This window comes from Micromonospora sp. NPDC053740 (assembly GCF_040677775.1).
Lineage (GTDB): Bacteria > Actinomycetota > Actinomycetes > Mycobacteriales > Micromonosporaceae > Micromonospora > Micromonospora alfalfae.
Genome location: NZ_JBFASO010000009.1, coordinates 1 through 22,871 on the forward strand (window position 1 = coordinate 1; position 22,871 = coordinate 22,871).

A 22,871-nucleotide genomic window follows, 5' to 3' on the forward strand; every position below is an offset into this window, starting at 1 on the left:
CGATGGTACTGCACTCGTGAGGGTGTGGGAGAGTAGGACGCCGCCGGACAATCTTCCAGTCGAGGGCCGCCCCATCCGGGTCGGCCCTCGACTGCGTAGCGCCATTGGTGGCGCAATCAGGAAGGATGTACCTGTGAGTTCAGGACCGCAGGGCGGAGACCGTCCCCGTCGTTACGAAGACCGTACTGACGGCGCGGGCGGAAGCGACCGCGGCCCACGCCGCGATGATCAAGGCCGGCCCCCGTACCGGGGAGACCGCGACAGCGGCGGCGGCAGCCGAGGCGGATACGCCGGCGGCCGTGACTCTGGCTCCCGTGGTGGTGACCGGGACAGCTCGCGCTCCAGCGCCCCCCGTGAGGGCGGCTACCGTGGCGGCGACCGCCGTGAGGGTGGCTTCCGGGGCGGCGACCGCGACGGTTCGCGTTCCAGCGCTCCGCGTGAAGGTGGCTACCGTGGCGGCGACCGTGATGGGTCACGCTCGGGTGCTCCGCGTGAGGGTGGTTTCCGGTCCGGCGCTCCCCGTGAGGGTGGTTTCCGCGGTGGCGACCGGGACGGTTCGCGTTCCAGCGCTCCGCGCGAGGGTGGCTACCGTGGCGGCGACCGTGACGGTGGTTTCCGTGGCGGCGACCGCCGTGAGGGTGGTTTCCGGGGCGGCGACCGCGATGGTTCGCGCTCGGGCGCTCCCCGTGAGGGTGGCTTCCGGGGCGGCGACCGTGACGGTTCGCGTTCCAGCGCTCCGCGTGAAGGTGGTTTCCGGGGCGGTGACCGTGAGGGTGGTTTCCGTGGTGGTGACCGTCGTGAGGGCGGTTACCAGGGCGGTGACCGCACTCGTTCCGGCCCGCCGCGCGAGGGTGGCTTCCGCGGTGGTGACCGCGACGGTGGCTTCCGCGGCGGCGACCGTCGCGAAGGCGGTTTCCGGGGCGGCGACCGTGACGGTTCGCGTTCCAGTGCCCCCCGTGAGGGCGGGTTCCGCGGCGGTGACCGTGACGGTTCGCGTTCCAGCGCCCCGCGTGAGGGTGGTTTCCGCGGTGGTGACCGTGACGGTGGCTTCCGTGGCGGGGACCGTCGTGAAGGCGGCTTCCGCGGCGGTGACCGGGACGGTTCGCGTTCCAGCGCCCCGCGTGAGGGCGGTTTCCGTGGCGGCGACCGTGACGGTGGCTTCCGTGGCGGCGACCGCCGTGAAGGTGGTTTCCGGGGTGGCGACCGTGACGGTTCGCGTTCCAGCGCTCCCCGTGAGGGTGGTTTCCGGGGCGGTGACCGCGAGGGTGGTTTCCGTGGGGGCGACCGTCGTGAGGGCGGTTACCAGGGCGGCGACCGCACTCGTTCCGGCCCGCCGCGCGAAGGTGGCTTCCGGGGCGGGGACCGGGACGGTTCGCGTTCGGGCGCTCCTCGTGAGGGTGGTTTCCGTGGCGGCGACCGGGACAGCTCGCGTTCCAGTGCCCCCCGTGAGGGTGGTTTCCGCGGCGGCGACCGGGACGGCTCGCGTTCCAGTGCCCCGCGTGAGGGCGGTTTCCGGGGCGGTGACCGTGAGGGTGGTTTCCGTGGTGGTGACCGTCGTGAGGGCGGCTACCAGGGCGGCGACCGCACTCGCTCCGGCCCACCGCGCGAAGGTGGCTTCCGCGGTGGTGACCGCGACGGTGGCTTCCGCGGCGGCGACCGTCGCGAAGGCGGTTTCCGCGGCGGCGACCGGGACAGCTCGCGTTCCAGTGCCCCCCGTGAGGGTGGTTTCCGCGGCGGCGACCGGGACAGCTCGCGTTCCAGTGCCCCCCGTGAGGGCGGCTTCCGCAGCGGCGACCGGGACAGCTCGCGTTCCAGCGCCCCCCGTGAGGGCGGCTTCCGGGGCGGCGACCGTCGTGAAGGTGGCTACCGTGGCGGGGACCGTGACGGTTCGCGCTCGGGTGCCCCGCGTGAGGGTGGCTTCCGTGGCGGTGACCGCGAGGGCGGCTACCGGGGCGGAGAGCGTACCGGGGGTTTCCGGTCCGACGATCGGCCGCGTCGCGAGGGGGAGTTCCGTCGCGATGACCGCGCGGGTGGCTCCGAGTCGGCCGAGGGTGGGCGTAGCTCGGCCCCGGCGCTGCCGGACGACATTGTCGCGACCGACCTCGACAAGGACGTCCGCGCTGAACTGCTCTCGCTGAACAAGCCGGTCGCCGAGACGGTGGCCCGGCACCTGGTCGCCACCGGGCAGCTGATCGACGAGGACCCCGCCGAGGCGTTGGCGCACGCGCTGGCCGCCCGGCGGCTCGCGTCGCGCATCTCCGCTGTCCGTGAGGCGGTCGGCCTGGCCGCGTACCGCGCGGGAGAGTGGCAGTCGGCGATTGCCGAGCTGCGCACGTACCACCGGATGAGCGGACTGCAGAGTCACCTGGCCGTGCTCGCGGACTGCGAGCGGGCTCTCGGCCGGCCGGAGCGGGCCATTGACCTGTTCCGTGGCGCGGACCGGGAGAAGCTGGACCAGGCCGTGGCGATCGAACTGCTGATCGTCGCCGCCGGGGCGCGGGGTGACCTCGGGCAGAAGGACGCCGCTGTCGCGATGCTCCAGGTTCCGGACCTCACCAACGAGGCCACAGTGCCGTGGACGGCCCGGTTGCGGTACGCGTACGCCGACGCGCTGCTCGCGGTGGGTCGGCGCGAAGAGGCCCGCGAATGGTTCTCCCGCGCTGCCGACGTGGACACCGAGGGCGAGACCGACGCCGCCGAGCGGCTGCTCGAACTCGACGGCGTGCTCATCGAGGGTGACGACGAGGACGAGGCCGCCGAGGAGACCGCCGCGGGCCCGGGTGCTCCCGGCGCGGTGCCGGCCCGACCCGACGCCGACCTGGCCGGCGACGACGACGATCGCGACGACGACGATCGCGACGACGACGACGACGACGACGATGACGATCGCGACGACGACGACGACGACGATGACGATCGCGACGACGACGACGACGACGATGACGATCGCGACGACGATGACGATGACGACGACGACGATGACGATCGCGACGACGACGACGATGACGAGGACTTCGACGACGACGAGGAGGACGACGCTGTCGGCCGTCCCGCTGACGACGAAGGCTTCGACGACGAAGACGAGGACCGCCACCCCACCGAGAGCGGCAACGCCGACGCGGCCACCACTGGCGGCAGCGGCGTGACGGACGGGGACGCGGCGAGCAGCGACGCAGCGACCGCCGACGAGACCGTCCCGGCCCGGGACGACGAGTCGGGGTCGACGCAGCGGTGAGCGCGGGCGTGGGGGAGCGGCTGGTCGACGGGTACACCCTGGTCGTCTTCGACCTGGACGGCGTGATCTACCTGATCGACCGGCCGATCCCCGGCGCCGTCGATGCGGTGGCCCGGCTGCACGCCGAGGGACGGGCGGTGGCGTACGCCACCAACAACGCGTCACGCCGGTCCAGCGAGGTCGCGGACCTGCTGACCGGGATGGGCGTGCCGGCCCGGCCGGAGGAGGTCCTCACCTCCGCGGCCGCCTCGGCCGAGTTGCTGCGCGACCGGCTGCCCGTCGGCGCGTCGGTGCTGGTGGTCGGTGCGGAGGCGCTGCGCGCGGAACTGCGCGCGGTCGGCCTGAACCCGGTCACGCAGGCCGACGAGAAGCCGGCCGCGGTGGTGCAGGGGTACGGCCCGCAGGTCGGCTGGGCCGAGCTGGCCGAAGCGTCGGTCGCGGTGCGGGCGGGTGCGATCTGGATCGCCACCAACACCGATCGGACCCTGCCCAGTGGGCGGGGACCGCTGCCCGGCAACGGTTCGCTGGTCGCCGTGCTGCGTACGGCACTGGAGCGGGACCCCGACGTGGTGGTCGGCAAGCCGGAGCCGGCGCTGTTCGAGACCGCAGCCAAGCGCAGTGGCGGTGGGCGGAGCCTGGTGGTGGGTGACCGGCTGGACACCGACATCGAGGGTGCCCGCCGGGCCGGGCTGGACAGCCTGCTCGTGCTCACCGGCGTCAGCGGCGTACCGGAACTGCTGGCCGCCGAGCCGCGGCGACGTCCCACGTACGTCGCGAAAGACCTGGCGGGGCTCTTCGACCCGGCTGCCGCCGTGCGGGTCCCGGGCCCGGCGGACGCCGGCGGCTGGTCCGTGACCGACCGGGACGGCACGCTTGAGCTGGCCGGGGCCGGCCGGCCGCTGGACGCCCTGGCGGCGCTCTGCGCGGTGGCCTGGTCGGCGCCGGTGCCGGCGCTGCCGAAGATCCGTCCGGTGGGCGCGGACGCGGCCCACGCGGTGGAGAGTTTCGGGCTGACCGCGACGGCGTGAGCCGGGCGGTCGTCAGAGCAGCTTGCGCAACTTGAGCAGGTCGAACGGGTTGGCCTTGATCGACACCCGGCGGGAGGTCACCGCGCTGGTGACGTCCAGGTCGCCCCGGACCAGGGCGAGCAGGTCGTCGCTGGACGTGCTCATCGCGATCTTGGCCTTGGGGTCGTCGCCGTCGGTCAGCTCGACCAGTCGGCCGCCGGTGATCCGGCCGTGGAACGCGGTGTCCAGGTCGGTGATCCGGCAGGCGAGCGTCCGGTCCAGGTCGATCCGTTCGCGCACCGTCTCGGCGTTGCGATCCAACCGAGCGGCCAGCTCCTGCAACGCCTGCCGGCACTCGTCCACGCTGGCCACATCTCCCCCTCGCTGATCGCCACGCCGTCCTCGGCACCGTACCGCACGGGTCGGTCGGAGGTGCCCGGTAGCGTGACACCTGCACACCCCGCCCCGTGGAAGGACTCAGGCATGCAGGACGCGTGGCGCGCCTACCTCGAGCTGGCCATGGGCCTTGCGGAGGCGCCCCGGAAGAAGGCCCAGGACGTGGCACGTCGCCTCGTCGGCTCCGGCGGTGCGACCGCCGCCCAACTCCAGGCCCTCGGCGAGGAGCTGGTCACCACCGGCGCCGCCAACCGGGAGGCGCTGACCAAGCTGGTCCGCTTCGAGGTCGACCGGGCCCTCGGCGCTGTCGGTCTGGCGACCGCCGACGAGGTGGCCGAGCTGACCCGGCGGGTGCACGACCTGGAACGGCAGTTGCGGGAGGCGCGGTCCACCGAGCCGGCCGATGCGCCGACCGCCGGCCCCACGCCACAACCCGACCCGACCGTCGCCGCGCAGCCTGGCACCGGTCTCGTGCCGTCCGATACCGCGGCCGGTGCTCCGGTCTCCGCGCCGGTGGCGAAGAAGGCCGTCGCGAAGAAGGCGGTCGCGAAGAAGGCCATCGCCAAGAAGGCGCCGGCGACGATCAGCCGGACCTCCGACGAGGACGTCCCGACGCCGGCCGTGATGCCCGCCAAGAAAGCGGCGGTCCGCAAGCAGCGGCCGGACGACGCCGAATGACCCGCCCCGGTCCGCCGGCTGGCGGCTCGTTCCCGGCCCGACCCGGTCCGCCGGGTGGCGGCTCGTTCCCGGCCCGGCCGGGCCCGCCGGTGGGTGCCCGCCCCGGACCGCCGCCGGATCTCGGGGACGACGAGCCACGGCATCCGGCGGTGGACGCCGCCGTGCGGGCCATCGCCAACGCGGCGACGCTCGCTCCCGCCGACCAGATCGCCCAGTACGAGGCGGCCTACGAGACGCTGCGGGAAACCCTCGCCACAATCGACCAGACCTGAGCGGGACGACCAGGCCTGAGCAGACCGGAGAACCACCCATGGCACGTCGTAACCGGCTGGACGCCGAACTCGTCCGCCGCGGTCTGGCCCGCTCCCGTGAGCAGGCCGCCGCGTTGGTGGAGGCCGGCCGGGTCCAACTGCGGGGCGTGGTCGCCCGCAAGGCGGCCGCGATGGTCGACCCCGCCGACCCGCTCCTGGTGACCGGTGCGGACCCGGCCGAGGAGTACGTCTCCCGGGGCGGGCACAAGCTCGCCGGCGCGCTGGCCGCGTTCGCCCCCGGTGGGCTGCACGTGGCCGGGCGGCGTTGCCTGGACGCGGGAGCGTCGACCGGTGGGTTCACCGACGTGTTGTTGCGCGCCGACGCGGCCGAGGTGGTGGCCGTGGACGTCGGCTACGGGCAGCTCGCCTGGCCGCTGCGGACGAACGAGCGGGTCCGCGTCCTGGAGCGCACGAATGTCCGTACCCTCGATGCGGACACGATCGGTGGCCCGGTCGACCTGACGGTGGCCGACCTGTCGTTCATCTCGTTGCGACTGGTGCTGCCGGCGCTGGCCGGCTGCACCCGCGACGACGGTGACCTGGCGTTGATGGTCAAGCCGCAGTTCGAGGTCGGCAAGGACCGGGTCGGTGCCGGCGGTGTGGTCCGCGATCCGGAGCTGCGCGCCGAAGCGGTGCTGGACGTGGCCGCGACGGCCGCGCGGCTCGGCCTCGGACTGGCCGACGTTGCGGCCAGCCCGTTGCCCGGGCCGAGCGGCAACGTGGAGTTCTTCGTATGGTTGCGCCGGGGCGCACCAGAGGCCGACCCGGAGCGGGTGCGGGCCGTGGTGGCGGCCGGGCCGGACGGCTCGACGACGGCCGGCGACGTGCCGGACGTGGCGGCGGAGGAGGTCGCAGGGTGAACGCGCGCAGTGAGGGCGTCGCAACGGGCCGCGCGGTGACACGCGGCAGTGCCGAGGTGTCGTCGCCGGTGGCGCGACGCCGCCCGCTCCGGCGTGAGTGGGCGGCCCGATGAGCCGGACCGCGCTGCTGGTGACCCACACCGGCCGTCGGCGCAGCACGGAGCACGCCCGGTCGGTCGCCGCCGACCTGATCGACGCCGGTTTCGAGGTACGGGTGGTCGCCGACGAGGCCGACGACCTCGACCTGCCCGGCGTGGTGCCGGTCGCCGGCCCAGAGGCCGCCGAGGGCGCCGAGATCGTCTTCGCGCTCGGTGGGGACGGCACCTTCCTGCGCGCCGCCGAGCTGGCCCGGCCCGCCAAGGCGCCGCTGCTCGGCATCAACCTCGGCAAGGTGGGCTTCCTGGCGGAGGCGGAGATCGACGATCTGGACACCGCCGTCCGGGACGTCGTCGGCCGCAACTACACGGTCGACGAGCGGTTGACCCTGGACGTCACCGCCGAGTTCGACGGTGGGCCGACGATCGAGTCCTGGGCGCTCAACGAGATCAGCATCGAGAAGGGCGAGCGGGCCCAGATGCTTGAGCTGCTCGTGGACGTGGACGGCCGGCCGCTGTCGCGTTACGGCTGCGACGGTGTCGTCTGCGCCACTCCCACCGGCTCCACCGCGTACGCGTTCTCCGGTGGCGGCCCGGTGGTCTGGCCGGAGGTGGAGGCGCTGCTGCTGGTGCCGATCAGCGCGCACGCGTTGTTCAGCCGCCCGTTGGTCACGGCCCCGACGTCCACCTTCGTGATCACCGTGGACCCGTTCACCACCCTCGCCGTGCTCTCCTGCGACGGCCGGCGCGTCTACGACCTGCCACCCGGCGCGCGGGTGACGGTGCGCCGGGGCGCCCTGCCGGTACGCATCGTGCGGCTGCGCCCCCGCCCGTTCACCGACCGGCTGGTGGCCAAGTTCGGCCTCCCCGTGCACGGTTGGCGTGGCAGCCGCCGGTGACCGCGGCGCACACTGTCGGTGGATGTCGGTTGTCCACCTGACGACATGTCGCCGCTGCGGCGGCGGGCGACTAGTGACCTGATGACACGCTCCGACGCAGACTCCGATCGGCCCTCGTCTACGGATGACGGCCTGGAGGAGTAGAGGAGCCCATCGCATGCACTGGTCCCCACGCTGGCTCGCCGTCGGCGCGGTCGGCGCGTTGGTGGTCGGCGTCGCCGCACCGGCGTCCGCCGACCCGCCCGCCCGGCCCACCGGCCCGACGTCGGGCACGCCCGCCCAGCACGCACCCGTCCGCATCACCCTGATCACCGGCGACCAGGTCGACCTGGTGCAGGCGGCACCCGGTCGGGTCGCCGCCACCGTCCACCCCGGCCCGGGGCGCAACCGGATCGCCTTCCAGACGGTCGAGGCCGACGGCGGGTTGCGGGTTCTGCCCAGCGACGTCATGCCGTACCTCTCCGCGGGGGTGCTCGACCCCGATCTGTTCGACGTGCAGGAGTTGGCGGCCGACGGGTACGGCGACGCCGCGCAGGGCGCGTTGCCGCTGATCGTCCGCTATCAGGAGCCGGCCGCCGGACGGGTCAGGCCGCTGGCCGGCGCGACCGACGCGCGTCCCCTGGAGAGCATCAACGGCGCCGCGCTGCGGGTTGGCAAGGGTGACCTGGGTGGTCTGTGGACGTCGCTGCGCGGCGCGCCCGGGCAGCGGGTGACAGCCGGTTCGCCGGCCCGGCTCGGCGCCGGCGTCGCACGGATCTGGCTGGACGGGAAGGTCCGCCCGACGCTGGAGCACAGCGTGCCGCAGATCGGTGCCCCGATCGCCTGGGCCGCCGGCCGGGACGGTGCCGGCGTCAAGGTGGCGGTGCTCGACACCGGCGTCGACGCCACCCACCCCGACCTGGCCGGCCGGGTCGCCGAGGCGCAGGACTTCTCCGGCAGCGGCAGCGCCCGCGACGGGCACGGCCACGGCACCCACGTGGCCGCCACCATCGCCGGCAGCGGGGCGGCGTCCGACGGGAAACGCAAGGGCGTCGCCCCGGGCGCGCGGTTGCTGGTCGGCAAGGTGCTCGACGACGGTGGCTCCGGCTACAGCTCGTCCATCATCGCGGGCATGGAGTGGGCCGCCCACTCCGGCGCGAAGGTGGTCAGCATGAGCCTCGGTGGCGACCCGACCGACGGCACCGATCCGATGAGCCAGGCGGTGAACGACCTGACCGCTGAGACCGGCGCGCTGTTCGTGGTCGCCGCCGGCAACTCGGGCGCCGCGCGTACCGTCGGCGCGCCCGGCGCGGCCGCGTCGGCGCTCACCGTCGGCGCTGTGGACGGTGCCGACAACCTTGCGGAGTTCTCCAGCAGGGGCCCTCGCCTCGGCGACAACGGCCTCAAGCCGGAGATCACCGCGCCGGGCGTCGGCATCGTCGCCGCCCGGGCCGCGGGCACCGCCATGGGTACGCCGGTGGACGACGCGTACACGACCGCGTCCGGCACCTCGATGGCCACCCCGCACGTGGCCGGGGCGGCGGCGATCCTCGCCCAGGAACACCCCGACTGGTCCGCCGCGAAGCTCAAGGACGCGTTGGTCAGCACCACGAAGGCGAACCCGGCGTTGACCGTCTTCGAGCAGGGCGCCGGCCGGGTCGACGTGGCCCGCGCGCTCGGCCAGCGGGTGTACGGGTCCGGCACCGCGGACTTCGGCCGGCTCAGCACCGGTGGTGCACCCGCCGAGCGGACAGTGACGTATACCAACGGCGGCACGGCCCCGCGGACCCTGCGGTTGGCACTGGAGCTGCGCAACCTGGACACCCGGGCGGCCGAGACCGACGGGGTCGCTGTCGGCGGCGCCGAGGTGACAGTGCCGGCCGGCGGCAGCGTCGCCGTGCCGCTGCGGGCGGACCCGGCGAAGCTGGACCGTGGTGTGCACAGTGGATGGCTGGTGGCCACCGGCGCGGACGGCGTCGCCGTGCGTACCGCTGTCGCGCTCACCCTCAGCGGTCCGCTGCACACGGTGACGGTGAAGGCGCTGGACATGCAGGGTCAGCCCGGTCTCGCGTCGGTGCTCACCCTCTTCGGTGAGCAGCCCGAATCCGACTGGCTCGGCTGGGTGGGCGGCGAGGTGCAACTCCAGGTCGAGGAGGGCCCCTACCTGGTCGAGGCGTTGATCGAACACGGCGCACCGCTGGACGAGCAGATCACCCTGGTCACCGACCCGGAGCTGCTGGTCGACCGGGACCTCACGGTGGTGCTCGACCCGCGCAAGGGCACCCCGGTGCGGATCGAGACGCCGAAGCCCACCGAGCAGCGCTCGACGATCAGCTTCTACGAGCACCGGGTCTTCGGCAACGGCCGGCAGGTCGACCACGGCGTGATGACCTACAGCACCATTCAGCAGGTCAACGTCACCCCGACCCGCCCGCTGCGGCAGGGCGAGTTCGAGTTCGCGTCGCGCTGGCAACTGGTCGCGCCGATGGTGGACGCGAAGATCAGCGGGGTGTCCGGTCCGCTGGACATCAACCTGATGGGCTACTCGCCAGCGACGGCCGACCGGCGCAGGCTGCCGCTGATCTGGGCCGGCACCGGCACCCCCGCCGAGCTGACCCGGGTACGCGGCGCCGCGGCACTGCTCACCACCAGCCCGGACGCCTCGGAGGAGGAGCAGATCGCGGCGGCGGCCGCCGCTGGCGCGATTGTGGCGCTTGTCGTCCGACCCGCCGACCAGAGCGCGTGGACGTCGTGGACGCCGTTGGGTGACCGGCTGCCGATCCCTTCGATGGCGGTGGCGTACGACGACGGGCAGAAAATCATCGCGGCGGTCCGGAAGCGCCACACGACGCTGGATCTGACGTTGACAGTGGAAAGTCCGTACCTGTACGACGTGTGGCAGGTCTCGAAGGACCGGGTCCCGGAGCGGATCCTGCACAAGGTCACCGAGCGCAACACCGCCGAGGTGACCAGCCACTACGGGAACGTCGGCGGGGAGTGGGCCAGCGAGCAGCGGTTCGGGTGGCGTCAGTGGCAGGACACCGCGTGGAACGACAACCAGCGGCTGGTCCGCGCCGGCACCACCCGGCGAGAGTTCGTCAGCTCCGGCGACAACTGGTGGCAGCAACGGGTGCTGCACAAGCTCATGTTCATGCAGTGGGGGCAGCTGACCGGTGGCCTGACCCAGCAGCCCCGGCGCTACGCCGCCGACGACCGGGTGACCGAAACCTGGCACGCGCCGGTGCTCCGGCCGGCCGTCCCGGCCAGCGGGGCGCGGGTGCCCACCCGCACCGGTGACAACCTGGAGTTGTGGGTGCCCGAGTTCGTCGACGCCGAGGGGCACTACAGCGTGGCCGGCGAGAGCGAGGAGTCGGACACCGTCACCGCACGGGTCAGCCGCGACGGGCAGCAGATCGCGGACCTGTCCGACGGTTGGGCGTCGGTGCCCACGACCGCCGGGGCCGCCCGCTACCGCCTGGACGTGACCACCCAGCGGTCCTCGGCCGACTGGCGTTACGGCACGCGGACCGACACGGCCTGGGAGTTCACCTCGGCCCGACCGGCGGGCGACACCGCCACGCCGTTGTCGCTGCTCCAGGTGGACTACCGGGTGCCGGCCGACCTGCGCGCCACGGTACGCGGCAACCGGCCGCACCAGCTCGGGCTGACAGTGCGGCAGCCGGCCGGGGTGCTGGCGCCGACCGGTACCAGCGTCCGGGTGCAGGTCTCCTTCGACGGGGGCGTCACCTGGCGCAACGCGCCGACCACGGGGTCGGGCACCCGGTACACCGCTACCGTGCCGGCGGGGCGCGGAACGGTGTCGCTGCGGGTGCGCGCCGCCGACCGGGCCGGGAACACCGTCGACCAGACGGTGCTCCAGGCGTACGGGCTGCGCTGATCGGGTGGGGCGGGGCGGCCTGGCCGTCCCGCCCCGCCGGTTGAGGGTCCGCCGTCGGTCGACGGCGGGCCCTTTGGCGTCAGAGCCAGCCGCGTCGGGCCACCTGGAACGCCAACCCGGGCCGGGTGTCCACGCCGGCGGCGGCCATCAGGTCGGCGATCCGCCGTTGCACTGTCCGCCGGCTCACCCCGAGCTGGGAGGCGATGGACTTGTCCGGTACGCCCGCCACGAACAGCGACAGCAGCCGGGCCTCGTCGGCGTCGGGCTGGTAACCGTCGCCCGGCTGCTCCGCGGGCTCCGGCCGTCGAGCCTCGGGGGCCGCGACGGCGAGGGGGTCGTCGAGGCGCAGCCGGGTGGCCACCCGCCAGTGACTCTCGAAGAGGGCGAGCAGCGCGTCGAGCAGTTGGCTGCGGCCGATCACGGCGGCGCTCGGTTCGCCGCCGTCGCGGTCGGGCACCAACGGGCAGATGGCCGTGCTGGCGTCCACTATGGCCAGTCGGACGGGCAGCCGGTCCAGGACGCGGGCCTGCTCCCCGGCGGCGACCCCCTTGGCCAGGTCGGCCAACGCGCCCGGCTCCAGCAGCAGGTCACGCTCGTAGATGGCCCGGTAGCTCACCCCACGGGCCAGCGCGTCGAACTCCTCGACGTTCTCCGGGCCGGCCATGGCCAGGGGATTCGCCCGGCAGAACCAGAGCACCTCGGTACGCGCCGAGTTCTGCAGGTCGCGCAGGCGGTCGCGAAGAACCCGGGCGCCGGTGATCACCTCGACCAGATGGTCGACGTGGTGTCGGCGCAGCCCGGAGCGGTACTCCTCGGCCAGTTGGGTGACCAGTCGGCGGGCCGACTCCAGGTCCTCCTGACGCCGCAGCAGCGTCCCGCCGAGGGCGACGTCCGGGGCGGTCGGGCGCAGCGGGGCGTCCGGGTCGTTGTCGCTGCGCTGCACGAGGCCCTTGCCGCGCAGTGCCTCGACCTGGGCGACGACCTGCTCATGGGGTCGGTGCAGGCGACGGGCCAACTCGTCGATGCGGGCCGTGGTGAGCTGGAGCAGGCAGCGGTAGAGCTCCTCCTCAGCCGAGGTCAGGCCGATCACGTCCAACACGGGGCAGAACTGTACGTCGGCCGGGTACGGGCCGTACCCGGGCCCGTCGGCTGGTCAATTGTCGGGCCTCGCGTCTACTGTCGGTGGCTGTGCTGGAAGAGCTGCGCATCACCGGACTGGGCGTCATCGAAGACACCACGCTGCCGTTGACCGGCGGCATGAACGTCATCACCGGCGAGACCGGTGCGGGCAAGACGATGGTGGTCACCGGCCTCGGCCTGCTCTTCGGCGGCCGGGCCGACGCCGGGCGGGTCCGCGCCCAACCCGGCCGCGCCGTGGTGGAGGGGCGGCTGCGGCTGCACGGGCGGGTCGCCGACGCCGTGCACGCGCGGATCGTCGAGGCCGGCGGCGAACCCGACGAGGACGGCTCGGTGCTGCTGAGCCGCACGGTGACGGTGGAGGGGCGCTCACGCGCCCACGTCGGCGGCCGGAGCATGCCGGTGTCGATGCTCGGTGAGGTCGGCGAGCAGGCGGTCGCCGTGCACGGCCAGTCCGACCAGCTGCGGCTGCTGCGCCCGGCCGAACAGCGGGCCGCACTGGACCGGTTCGCCGGCCCCGCGCACGAGAAGCTGCTCGACGCGCTGCGCGAGGCGTACACGGGGTGGCGTCGGGTCGTCGACGACCTGGCCGACCGCCGACGCAACGCCCGCGAGCGCAACCAGGAGGCCGACCTGCTGCGGTTGGGCCTCGACGAGATCACCCGGGTCGATCCGCAGCCCGGTGAGGACGACGAGCTGAAGACCGAGGCGCAGCGGCTGGAGCACGCCGAGGGCCTGCGGACGGCCGCGCAGATCGCCCAGCAGTGCGTGGCCGGTGGCGCGGAGGCCGCCGAGGAGACCCCGGACGCGGCGGGGCTGCTCGGCACCGCCCGGCGGACGCTGGAGGCGCAGTCCGGCACCGATCCGGCCCTCGGTGAGCTGGCGGCCCGCCTGGAGGAGGCGGCCACGCTGGTCACCGACGTGTCCGCGGAGCTGTCGGCGTACCTGGCGACGCTGGACGCGGACCCGGCCCGGTTGCAGCACGTCTATGAGCGGCGGGCGGCGCTGCGCGGGTTGACCCGCAAGTACGCCGACGACGTCGACGGGGTGATCGCCTGGGCCGATCGGGCGCGCACCCGACTGTCCGACCTGGACATGTCCGACGACGTGCTCGACGAGTTGGAGCGGGAGGGCCAGCGGCTCGCCGTCGAGGTGGCCGACCTGGCCGGGCGGGTGTCCGCCTCCCGGCAGGAGGCGGCGGTCCGCTTCGCCGACCAGGTCACCGTCGAGCTGGCCGGGCTGGCCATGCCGCACGCGCGGATCGAGGTGGCGGTGCTGCCCCGTCCGGCCGGGCGTGCCGAGCCGACGCTTGCGGTGAACGGCGTCGAGGTGGGTGTCACTTCGGACGGCGGTGACGAGGTGGAGCTGCGGTTGCTGGCCCACCCGGGCGCGCCGTCGCTGCCGTTGCAGCGCGGCGCCTCCGGCGGTGAGCTGTCCCGGGTGATGCTCGCCATCGAGGTCGTGTTCGCCGGCTCCGGCGGCCCGCCCACGTTGGTCTTCGACGAGGTCGACGCGGGGGTCGGCGGGCAGGCGGCGGTGGAGATCGGCCGCCGGTTGGCCCGGCTGGCCCGCAGCCACCAGGTGCTGGTGGTCACGCACCTGCCGCAGGTGGCCGCCTTCGCCGACCGGCACCTGGTGGTGGCGAAGGACACCGGCGGCGCGGTGACGACCAGCGGGGTGCGGGTGGTGGAGGACACCGAGCGTGCCCGGGAGTTGGCGCGCATGCTGGCGGGTTTGCCCGATTCAGATCTGGGTATCGCCCACGCCGAGGAGCTTCTGGCAGTGGCCGCCAAGGAAAGGCGGTTGTGACGCCGCGTATTGTGAGCGCAAGCACACCGGCTTGTGCCGGTGTGTGCTTCCCTGGGTAGGCGGCCCTGCTCAGGCATGTCGCGACAGAAAAGCCTGCCTCACATGCCAGGATGGTCACGATGCGTCTACCCACGTTGCGCCGGAACCGGAACTCCGAACCGGGCAGAGTCCTCGGCACCGCGCGCCTTGATCGCCGGACGAAACGCCTGGTCGGTCGGCTGCGCCCCGGTGACATCGCGGTCATCGACCACGTCGATCTGGACCGGGTGGCGGCCGACTCGCTCGTCGCCGTCGGGGTCGCGGCGGTGCTCAACGCCAAGCCCTCGGTCTCCGGCCGTTACCCGAACCTCGGCCCGGAGGTGTTGATCGCCGCCGGCATTCCGCTCCTCGACGACCTGGGGGAGGGCGTCTTCGAGCGCATCCGCGAGGGCGACCAGGTGCGCATCGAGGGCAACACGGTCTTCGCCGGTGACGAGCCGGTGGCCCACGGCAGCCTTCAGGACGCCGAGTCGGTCGGCAAGGCGATGGCGGACGCCCGGGAGGGTCTGTCGGTGCAGTTGGAGGCGTTCGCCGCCAACACGATGGACTACCTGCGTCAGGAACGTGACCTGCTGCTCGATGGTGTCGGGGTGCCGGACATCGAGACCCAGATGCAGGGTCGGCACTGCCTGATCGTGGTGCGCGGCTACGACTACAAGGCCGACCTTGACGTGCTGCGCCCGTACATCCGGGAGTTCAAGCCGGTGCTCATCGGCGTCGACGGCGGCGCGGACGCCCTGGTCGAGGCCGGCTACACCCCCGACATGATCATCGGGGACATGGATTCGGTCACCGACGACGTGCTGCGCTGCGGCGCCGAGGTGATCGTGCACGCGTACCCGGACGGGCGCGCGCCCGGCCTGCCCCGGGTCAACGGCCTCGGTGTGCCGGCGATCACCTTCCCGGCCGCGGCGACCAGCGAGGACCTGGCCATGCTGCTCGCCGACGAGAAGGGCGCCTCGCTGCTGGTGGCGGTCGGCACCCACGCCACCCTCGTCGAGTTTCTCGACAAGGGTCGCGGCGGGATGGCCTCGACGTTCCTGACCCGGCTGAAGGTCGGTGGCAAGCTTGTCGACGCCAAGGGGGTGAGCCGGCTCTACCGGCAGAGCATCTCCGGCTCGTCGCTGCTGCTGCTGGTGCTGTCGGCGATCGCGGCGATGGCGTCCGCGGTGGCCGTGTCGACAGTCGGAAAGGCGTACCTGGGCGTGGTCGCCGAGTGGTGGGACAATTTCGTGTTCCAGCTGTACCGGCTTTTCTAGTTCCCGACCGATCAAGAGGCTGCAAGCGTGATCAACTTCCGCTACCACGTGGTGTCCCTCACCGCGGTCTTCCTGGCTCTGGCGATCGGCCTGGTGGTCGGCACAGCCGCCCTCAACGGCCCGGTCGCCGACTCGCTCAAGGAGCAGGTCACCGGGCTACGCAAGGACAACCAGCAGTGGCGTCAGACGGTCAGCAACATGGAGAAGCAACTCGCGCTGGAAGAGGAGTTCGCCGAGGAGACCTCCCAGATCCTCCTTCCCGGCACCCTCACCGCGCGTCGGGTCGTGGTTGTCAGCCTGCCCAACGGGCGCGACCACACCGAGAGCGTGCTCAAGAAGCTCCAGCAGGCCGGGGCGACCATCACCGGCCAGGTCGACCTCCAGGACAAGTTCATCAACCCGGACAACAACTCCAACCTGCTGGAGTTGGCCGTCACCGCCGCCCGCCCGACCGCGCAGACCACCGGCCTGCCGGGCAACGGGCACGGCGTGGAGACCTCCAGCGCGCTGCTGGCCAGCGTCCTGCTGGACCGGGCCCAGGGCGTCGCGCCGGTCAGTGACGCCGACCGCCGGGCGGTGCTCGCCGCCTACAACAACGCCGGCTACCTGACCACCGACAGCAACAAGGTCACCGCCTCGGCCGAGGCGGTCGTCGTGGTCAGCGGTCAGCCGTACGTCGACAAGGACTCCGACAAGCGGGACGAGTCGGTGGTCAAGATCGCCGAGCAGTTCGACCGCACCGGGGCGATCGTGGTGGCCGGCAATGGTTCCGTCGGCGGCAACCTGGTCGGCGTGGTGCGCGGCGACCCGGTGCTCGCCCAGACCATCTCCACGGTCGACAACGCCAACACCGTGCAGGGCCAGGTGGTCACCACCCTCGCCCTGGTGCAGCAACTCACCGAGAAGAAGGCCGGGCAGTACGGCGTCGGCGACAACGCCGCGTCGCTGCTGCCTAGACTGCCCCAGTGAGCGAACGACGTACCCCCGTGTCCGGATCCGACCAGGTGGCGCGTGACCGAGCCAGTGAGGTGACGGCGTGAGCACCCTGGGCCGCCTGCTGATCGCCGGCGCGGGCGCCGCGGCGGCACGCTACGCGCTGCGTGAGGCGCGCACCTCGCCGGCCGGCCCCGCGCTGGAGCGCACCAACTTCCGTGGCCGCACGGTGAGCCTGGCCGCCGGGCCGGCGCTCGCCGTCGGCGTTGCCGCCGCCGGTGCGTTCGGTGCCACCGGCGGTGCCGCCGGTGGGGCCGCAGTGGTCGCCGGTCTCGGCGCGGGCGGCGTCGGCCTGTACGACGACGTGGTCGGCGCGCGGCCGGAGCAGAAGACTGCCAAGGGCTTCGCCGGGCACCTCGCCGCGCTGCGCGAGGGGCGGGTCACCGCCGGTCTGGTCAAGGTCGTCGGGGTGGGCGCCGCCGGGCTGGGCGCCGCCGCGCTGCTCGCCGCCGACTCCCGGGTCGCCGCGCACCCGCGCCGGCAGCGGCACGGTGCGTTCGGCCGGGGTGTCGACGTGCTGCTCGGCGCCGGCGTGATCGCCGGCACGGCCAACCTGCTCAACCTGCTCGACCTGCGGCCGGGCCGCGCCCTCAAATCCGGGCTGCTGCTCGCCGCGCCGCTGACCGGCGGCCCGCAGGGCGGGATCGCCGCGGGCGCGGCCGGCGCCGCCGCCGGCCTGCTCCGCGACGACCTGGCCGAGGACGTGATGCTCGGCGACAGTGGCGCGAACGCGCTCGGGGCGGTCCTCGGCGTCGCGCTCGCCGCCCGTACCGGCCCACTCGGCCGGGCCGGTCTGCTCGCCGTCCTGGCCGGGCTCACCGCCGCCAGCGAGAAGGTCAGCTTCACCGCGGTGATCCAGCGGACCCCGGGGCTACGCGAACTCGACGCACTGGGCCGACGCGCCGACTGACGTGAACAGACCGGCACCCCTCGCCGGCGCCGGCCGGCTGGCCGGGGCAGCCGCGCTCATCGCCGTCCTCACCGTGGCCAGCCGACTCGCCGGCTTCGGTCGCACCGCAGTGTTCACCTGGAGCTTGGCGCCCACCGACCTCGGTGGCACCTACGTGGTGGCCAACGCGGTGCCGAACTTCATCTTCGAGATCGTCGCCGGGGGAGCGCTGGCCAGCCTCGTCGTGCCGCTGCTCGCTGGCGCCGTCGCGGCGGGCGACCGGACGGCCGTGGCCCGGACCACCGGTGCGCTGCTGACCTGGACGCTGGCCCTGCTGGTCCCGCTGGCGCTGCTCGTGGTGCTGCTCGCCGGCCCGGTGGTCGAGTCGCTGGGCCATCACCTGACCACCGCCCAGCAGCAGAGCGGCGTGCGGATGCTGCGGGTCTTCGCGCCGCAACTGCCGCTGTACGGGGTCGGCATCGTGCTCACCGGCGTGCTCCAGGCACACCGCCGTTTCGCCTGGCCGGTGCTCGCCCCGTTGCTGTCCAGCCTCACCGTCATCGTCGTGTACCTGGGCTTCACCGTCACGCAGGGCCGGTACGCCACTGTCGGCGGGGTCAGCCCCGGCGGTGAGCTGCTGCTCTCCGGCGGCACCACCCTCGGCGTGGTGGTGCTGTCGCTGTCGTTGTTGATTCCGGTCCGCCGGTTGCGCCTCGGGCTGCGGCCCGGGTTCGGGTTCCCCACCGACGCGCGGGCCCGGGTCGGCGGGTTGGCGGTGGCCGGCGCGGTCACCGTCACCACCCAGCAGATCGCTCTGATCGTCAGCCTGAACCAGGTCACCGCCGGTGCGCGGAGCAACCCGGGTGTCTACAACCTGGCGCAGACCGTCTACCTGTTGCCGTGGGCGGTGCTGGCGGTGCCGCTGGCCATCGCCGCCTACCCGACCCTGGCGGCGGCGCGGGCCGCCGGGGACGAGCAGACCTACCGCACGACCCTGGCACCGGCAGTCCGCGGTGTGCTCCTGTTCAGTTGCCTCGGCACGGCCGCGTTGATCGGGACCGCCGGGCCGGTCGGGCACTTCTTCTTCCCGTCGGACACCGCGTCGACCGCCGCCGCCGCGATCATCGGGTACGCCCCCGGCCTGGTCGGCTACGGCCTCTTCGCGGTGCTCACCCGGGCGCTCTACGCCAGGGGCGAGACCCGGGCGGCGACGCTGGCCACGGCGGTCGGCTTCCTGGTGGTGCCGGCTGTCGTCCTGCTGCTCGGCGCGGTGCTGCCACTGCGGGACCGGGTGCTCGCTGTGACGTCCGCGAACTCGGTGGGGATGCTGGTGCTCGGCGCCCTGCTGCTCCTGGCGGTGCTGCGCAGCGCCGGCCGTCCCGCCCTCGCCGGAGCGGCACGGGCCGCAGCGGCCGGTGGCCTCGCCGGTGTGCTCGCCGGGCTCGCCGGGTGGGGCCTGAGCCGTTGGCTCGACCAGTCGGACGGCGGCACCCCGACGACGGCGGCGGCGTTCGGTCAGGGCATGCTGTCCGGGGTTCTGGTTGGGGTTGTGTTCCTCGCCGTGGTCTGGTTCGTCGACCGGCGGGACGTACAGCCACTGCTCGCCGGGGTGCTGCGGCGTCTGGGCCGGCGGAGGCCGTCCGACGGTGCGCCGACACCGGGCGCGGGCTCCGCGGAGCGGGGCGACGGGAAGGAGACGGCGACGCGATGACTGAGCCAGCTCTGCCTGCCGGCTGGTCGGGCACCGTCGCGTTGGTGCTCGCGTCCAGCACCGGCGGGGTCGGCCAGCACGTCCGTTCGGTGGCCCGTGGCCTCGTCGCGGGCGGCACCACCGTCCTGGTCTGCGGGCCCGCCGCCACTCAGGAGCAGTTCGACTTCACCGGTGTCGGTGCGCGGTTCGCGCCGGTGGAGATCCCGGCCAGCCCGACTCCGGCCGACGCGCGGGCGGTGCTCGCGCTACGCCGGGTGCTCGCTGCCGCTCACGTCGACGTGGTGCACGCGCACGGCCTGCGGGCCGGGTTGGTCGCGGTGCTGGCCCGTCCGGCCGCCCCGTTGATCGTCACCTGGCACAACGCGGTGCTCGCGGGGGGACTGCGGGGCGGTGTGTCCCGGCTCGTCGAACGGGTGGTCGCCCGGGGCGTCCGGGTGGCGCTCGGCGCCTCCGCGGACCTGGTGCGACGGGCCGCCGAGGTGGGTGCCGCCGACGCCCGGCTCGCCCCGGTCGCCGCGCCGACGCTGCCCGCGCCGCGTCGACGCCCGGCGGCGGTACGCGCCGAGTTCGGCGTCCGCCCGGACCAGCCGTTGATCGTCTCGGTTGGTCGGTTGCACCCACAGAAGCGCTACGACGTGCTGATCGACGCGGCGGCCCGCTGGCGTACGCGTACCCCGCCGCCGGTCGTGGTGATCGCGGGCAGCGGGCCGGCGTATCTGCCGCTGGCCGCCCGGACCTCCGCCGCCCGCGCCCCGGTGACCCTGCTGGGGCACCGCACCGACGTGGCCGACCTGCTCGCCGGCGCCGACCTGGCCGTGGTGACCAGCGACTGGGAGGCGCGACAACTCTTCGCCCAGGAGGCGCTGCGCGCCGGTGTGCCGCTGGTGGCCACCGCTGTCGGCGGGCTCCCGGACCTGGTCGGCGACGCCGCGACGCTTGTCCCCGCCCGTGACGTGGACGCTGTCGACGCGGCCGTCCGCGCGCTGCTGGACGATCCGGCGGCTCGGGCGGAGTTGGGCCGGCGTGGCGCCGAACGGGCGGCGACGTGGCCGACCGAGGCGGACACCGTCGCCACGCTTGCCGCCCTCTACGCCGAGCTGGCCGGGAACCCCGGTGGTCCGGCGGCCGCCCCGGGCTCCGACGCCCCGAGAACGGGACACCGGTGATGCTGCGCCGAATCGCCCCCGCCCTGTTGACAGTGCTAGTGGTGGCGCTGGGCGTCACAGCTCTCGCCGCCCGCCCACCCCGTGGCACCCCGCAACGCACCGCCGACTTCGTGGTGCTCGCCGGGATCGCCGGGCTGCGCTGGGAGGACGTGGATCCGCAGAGCACCCCGACGCTGTGGCGGATGGCCCAGGACGGCTCGATCGGCTCGCTGTCGGTGCGGTCCGCGCACCGGCCCACCTGCCCGGTGGACGGCTGGCTGACCCTGGGGGCGGGCAGCTTCGCCGCGTGGAACGGCAGCCGGTCGGTCGACGGTTGCCCGTCGGCGGCGGTGACTGTGGAACAACCGGACGGCATCGGCGCGAACCTGCCCGACCAGGAGAGCGTGGTCCAGTACAACCAGCAGCGGCTGCCCTGGGGAGCCCTGCCCGGCTCGCTGTCCGAGTCGGTGCGGTGCTCCGTGGCCGTGGGCCCGGGCGCGGCGGTGGCCGCCGCCCGACCGTTCGGCCGCGTCGACCGGTACGCCTCGGGGTTGCCGGCCGACCCGCGGTCGCTGCTCGGCTCGTGTGTGCTGAGCATCGTCGACCTCGGCACTGTCAAGGGGGCCGACCCGGCCACCCGCGCCGAGGAGGCCCGCGCGGCGGACGCCGAACTGGCCCGGGTGCTGGCGGCGCGACCCCCACGGTCGTTGGTGCTGGTAGCGGGGATCTCCGACACCACCCAGCCGGCCCGGCTGCACGTGGCGGTCGCCGACGGGCCGGGCTGGGAGCGGGGGTGGCTCACCTCGGCCAGCACCGGCCGGGACGGGTATCTGCAACTTGTCGACCTCGCGCCGACCGCCCTCGCCGCGTTGGGCCGGCCCATGCCGGAGCGGCTCTTCCTCGGCCGTCCGGCGATCAGCACCGGCGGCCGTCCCGCCGACCTGGCCGAGGCCGTCAACGCGCCGGCGAACGCCGACCGGGAGGCGGCCGCCCAGCGTTCCGTCTCCGGGGCGTTCTTCGCGTTGCTCGCCGGGGTGCAGGTGCTGCTGGCGATCGCGATCCTGCCGCTGCTGCGCCGGGCCCGTCCGCACGCCGGCCCGGCCGGCCCGACGCCCGTCTCCGGGCGGATCGTCGCGGTGATGGAGCTGCTGCTGGTCGCCGTGGCGTTGACAGTGCCGGCGGCGCTGCTGGCCGACGCGGTGCCCTGGTGGCGCGGCGAGCACCCCGGGTGGATTTTCGCCGGGGTGACAGCGCTGCTGGTGGCCGCCGGCACCGCGGCGGTGCGGTTCGCCCCCGGGTACGCGAACACCCTCGGGCCGCTCGGAGCGGTGGCCGGCCTCAGCACGCTCGTGGTCGGGCTGGACGTGCTCACCGGGGCCCGCCTCCAGCTCAACAGCGTGGTCGGCTACTCCGCGTTGCAGGGCGGCCGGTACGCCGGGCTGAGCACTGTGGGGTTGGGGGTGTTCCTCGCCGGTGCGCTGGTCACCGGTGGCTGGTTCGCCCAACGGGTGCACCGGGGCTGGCGGCCGGCGGTGATGGTGGCGGTGGGTGGCCTCGCCGTGGTGGTGGTCGGCAGCCCGTACCTGGGCGCCGACCCGGTCGGCGCGATCGCGCTCACCGCCGGGGTGAGCGTCGCCGCCGTGATCAGCGCCGGTGGCTGGTTGACGATCAGCAGGCTGGCCTGGGCCACCATGGCCGCGCTGGCGGTCGGTATCGGGTTCGCTGTGGTGGACCTGCGGCGTCCTCCGGCGGAGCGAGGCAGCCTGGGCCGGTTCCTCTCCGCGCTCGGTGACGGCACCGGCGGGTTCGCCGTGCACCGGTCCAGCACTGAGAATTTCGAGACGTTGGTCAACAGCCCGCTGACGGTGCTGGCGCTGGTCGGCGGGTTGCTGGTGTGGTTCGCCCTGTTGCAGCCGTGGGGTGGGCTGATGCGGCTGTTCGGCATCTACCCCGCGGTCCGGGCCGCGCTGGCCGGCACCGTTGTCGCCGCGATACTCGGTGGTGTGCTCGACGGCGCGGCCCTGGACGTGATGGGCGCTGCCGCCGCCCTGGTGGTCCCGATGGCCGCCCTGGCGTCGCTGCGGGTGCTCGGGCACGCCGCGGACCGGACCCGCCCGGTAGCGGGCCGCCCCCGCGCCAGCGGCGCCGACGACGACTCGGGGTCCGGCGGGGTCGGCCCGGTCGGTGGGGGCGACGGTCCGACCGGTGGCGGTGGGCCACTGGGTGCTGTGCACCCCCGTCCGATCGCCGGCCCGTCTCCGAGCGCCCCGGCGACCCTCGCCCAACCGGCGTCGGACAGTCCGGGCGAGCGTCACGGGGACGCCGACGAACCGGACGAGCCGACCGCGAGCCTGTCGACGCCGGACGCCGCGCCGACGGTGCCCGTGCCGCCCCGGCAGGTCTCCCGGTCATCGACGGAGGTTGCCGCGTCCTGAGCGTCGGGCCTCGCCAAGATGGCCCGGAGGTGTCGCAGCCGGGGTGCGGCCTGCGGGTACCCGGCCGGGAGGTGTTACCGTCGAATCCCGTGGATC

16 protein-coding genes and 1 pseudogene are annotated in these 22,871 nt (G+C 74.0%); 14 read left to right on the forward strand and 3 right to left on the reverse strand.

The window, feature by feature from the left end; translation table 11 throughout:
* Window positions 1-472: 472 nt before the first annotated feature.
* On the reverse strand, window positions 473-2,170 hold the full coding sequence (locus AB0K35_RS22830; protein WP_363887392.1) for a hypothetical protein: 1,698 nt from the start codon (window positions 2,168-2,170) through the stop codon (window positions 473-475).
* On the opposite strand from AB0K35_RS22830, the pseudogene AB0K35_RS22835 reads away from it, so the two are divergent.
* Together AB0K35_RS22835 and AB0K35_RS22840 are read left to right on the forward strand one after the other, a co-directional pair.
* A pseudogene (locus AB0K35_RS22835) lies at window positions 2,159-2,830 on the forward strand (hypothetical protein); the annotation flags it as partial. The gene AB0K35_RS22830 and the pseudogene AB0K35_RS22835 overlap by 12 nt on opposite strands.
* Before the next feature lie 401 nt (window positions 2,831-3,231).
* Entirely contained in the window at window positions 3,232-4,263 is a 1,032-nt protein-coding gene (locus AB0K35_RS22840) for an HAD-IIA family hydrolase (protein ID WP_238670860.1), read from the forward strand.
* A 12-nt stretch (window positions 4,264-4,275) separates the two neighbouring features.
* Here AB0K35_RS22840 and AB0K35_RS22845 read toward each other — a convergent pair whose 3' ends face one another.
* Entirely contained in the window at window positions 4,276-4,614 is a 339-nt protein-coding gene (locus AB0K35_RS22845) for an SCP2 sterol-binding domain-containing protein (RefSeq protein WP_238670859.1), read from the reverse strand.
* Between the two features lie 111 nt (window positions 4,615-4,725).
* Here AB0K35_RS22845 and AB0K35_RS22850 point away from each other — a divergent pair, with 111 nt between their 5' ends.
* The 5 genes from AB0K35_RS22850 (at window position 4,726) to AB0K35_RS22870 (ending at window position 11,358) form a co-directional block, all read left to right on the forward strand.
* The gene (locus AB0K35_RS22850) at window positions 4,726-5,316 is read left to right on the forward strand and encodes a hypothetical protein (protein ID WP_238670858.1); all 591 of its coding nucleotides are present in this window, start codon (window positions 4,726-4,728) and stop codon (window positions 5,314-5,316) included.
* A complete protein-coding gene (locus tag AB0K35_RS22855; protein WP_238670857.1) occupies window positions 5,313-5,588 on the forward strand; it encodes a hypothetical protein in 276 nt (91 codons plus the stop codon). The genes AB0K35_RS22850 and AB0K35_RS22855 overlap by 4 nt, the downstream gene beginning before the upstream one ends.
* Window positions 5,589-5,626: 38 nt before the next feature.
* Window positions 5,627-6,487 carry a TlyA family RNA methyltransferase gene (locus tag AB0K35_RS22860; protein ID WP_238670856.1) on the forward strand — a complete coding sequence of 287 codons (861 nt, stop codon included), beginning with the start codon at window positions 5,627-5,629 and terminating at the stop codon, window positions 6,485-6,487.
* A 109-nt stretch (window positions 6,488-6,596) separates the two neighbouring features.
* The gene (locus AB0K35_RS22865; RefSeq protein WP_238670855.1) at window positions 6,597-7,481 is read left to right on the forward strand and encodes an NAD kinase; all 885 of its coding nucleotides are present in this window, start codon (window positions 6,597-6,599) and stop codon (window positions 7,479-7,481) included.
* Between the two features lie 157 nt (window positions 7,482-7,638).
* Window positions 7,639-11,358 (forward strand): S8 family serine peptidase, encoded by a 3,720-nt coding sequence (locus tag AB0K35_RS22870; RefSeq protein WP_363887397.1) that lies wholly within the window; start codon window positions 7,639-7,641, stop codon window positions 11,356-11,358.
* 79 nt (window positions 11,359-11,437) lie between these two features.
* Here AB0K35_RS22870 and AB0K35_RS22875 read toward each other — a convergent pair whose 3' ends face one another.
* Window positions 11,438-12,457 carry a helix-turn-helix domain-containing protein gene (locus tag AB0K35_RS22875; RefSeq protein WP_238670853.1) on the reverse strand — a complete coding sequence of 340 codons (1,020 nt, stop codon included), beginning with the start codon at window positions 12,455-12,457 and terminating at the stop codon, window positions 11,438-11,440.
* Between the two features lie 89 nt (window positions 12,458-12,546).
* Between AB0K35_RS22875 and recN the strand changes: the two genes are divergently transcribed.
* From recN to AB0K35_RS22910, 7 genes are all read left to right on the forward strand, one after another.
* Window positions 12,547-14,304, forward strand: a complete 1,758-nt coding sequence (gene recN, locus AB0K35_RS22880) for a DNA repair protein RecN (RefSeq protein ID WP_363887837.1) — start codon at window positions 12,547-12,549, stop codon at window positions 14,302-14,304.
* Between the two features lie 119 nt (window positions 14,305-14,423).
* Window positions 14,424-15,602 (forward strand): putative cytokinetic ring protein SteA, encoded by a 1,179-nt coding sequence (gene steA / locus AB0K35_RS22885; RefSeq protein WP_091407271.1) that lies wholly within the window; start codon window positions 14,424-14,426, stop codon window positions 15,600-15,602.
* A gap of 27 nt (window positions 15,603-15,629) precedes the next feature.
* Window positions 15,630-16,571, forward strand: a complete 942-nt coding sequence (locus AB0K35_RS22890) for a copper transporter (protein WP_238670852.1) — start codon at window positions 15,630-15,632, stop codon at window positions 16,569-16,571.
* Between the two features lie 67 nt (window positions 16,572-16,638).
* The gene (locus AB0K35_RS22895) at window positions 16,639-17,505 is read left to right on the forward strand and encodes a hypothetical protein (RefSeq protein ID WP_363887400.1); all 867 of its coding nucleotides are present in this window, start codon (window positions 16,639-16,641) and stop codon (window positions 17,503-17,505) included.
* Window position 17,506: 1 nt separating this feature from the next.
* Entirely contained in the window at window positions 17,507-19,195 is a 1,689-nt protein-coding gene (locus tag AB0K35_RS22900; RefSeq protein WP_238670850.1) for a lipid II flippase MurJ, read from the forward strand.
* Entirely contained in the window at window positions 19,192-20,361 is a 1,170-nt protein-coding gene (locus tag AB0K35_RS22905) for a glycosyltransferase family 4 protein (protein ID WP_363887402.1), read from the forward strand. The genes AB0K35_RS22900 and AB0K35_RS22905 overlap by 4 nt, the downstream gene beginning before the upstream one ends.
* The gene (locus AB0K35_RS22910) at window positions 20,361-22,775 is read left to right on the forward strand and encodes a hypothetical protein (RefSeq protein WP_238670848.1); all 2,415 of its coding nucleotides are present in this window, start codon (window positions 20,361-20,363) and stop codon (window positions 22,773-22,775) included. The genes AB0K35_RS22905 and AB0K35_RS22910 overlap by 1 nt, the downstream gene beginning before the upstream one ends.
* Window positions 22,776-22,871: the final 96 nt, after the last annotated feature.

Coding starts and splice junctions, on each gene's coding strand:
- AB0K35_RS22905 (WP_363887402.1), top strand. CDS start 19,192: ATGACTGAGCCAGCTCTGCCTGCCGGCTGGTCGGGCACCGTCGCGTTG.
- AB0K35_RS22870 (WP_363887397.1), top strand. CDS start 7,639: ATGCACTGGTCCCCACGCTGGCTCGCCGTCGGCGCGGTCGGCGCGTTG.
- AB0K35_RS22910 (WP_238670848.1), top strand. CDS start 20,361: ATGCTGCGCCGAATCGCCCCCGCCCTGTTGACAGTGCTAGTGGTGGCG.
- AB0K35_RS22865 (WP_238670855.1), top strand. CDS start 6,597: ATGAGCCGGACCGCGCTGCTGGTGACCCACACCGGCCGTCGGCGCAGC.
- AB0K35_RS22860 (WP_238670856.1), top strand. CDS start 5,627: ATGGCACGTCGTAACCGGCTGGACGCCGAACTCGTCCGCCGCGGTCTG.
- AB0K35_RS22855 (WP_238670857.1), top strand. CDS start 5,313: ATGACCCGCCCCGGTCCGCCGGCTGGCGGCTCGTTCCCGGCCCGACCC.
- steA (WP_091407271.1), top strand. CDS start 14,424: ATGCGTCTACCCACGTTGCGCCGGAACCGGAACTCCGAACCGGGCAGA.
- AB0K35_RS22850 (WP_238670858.1), top strand. CDS start 4,726: ATGCAGGACGCGTGGCGCGCCTACCTCGAGCTGGCCATGGGCCTTGCG.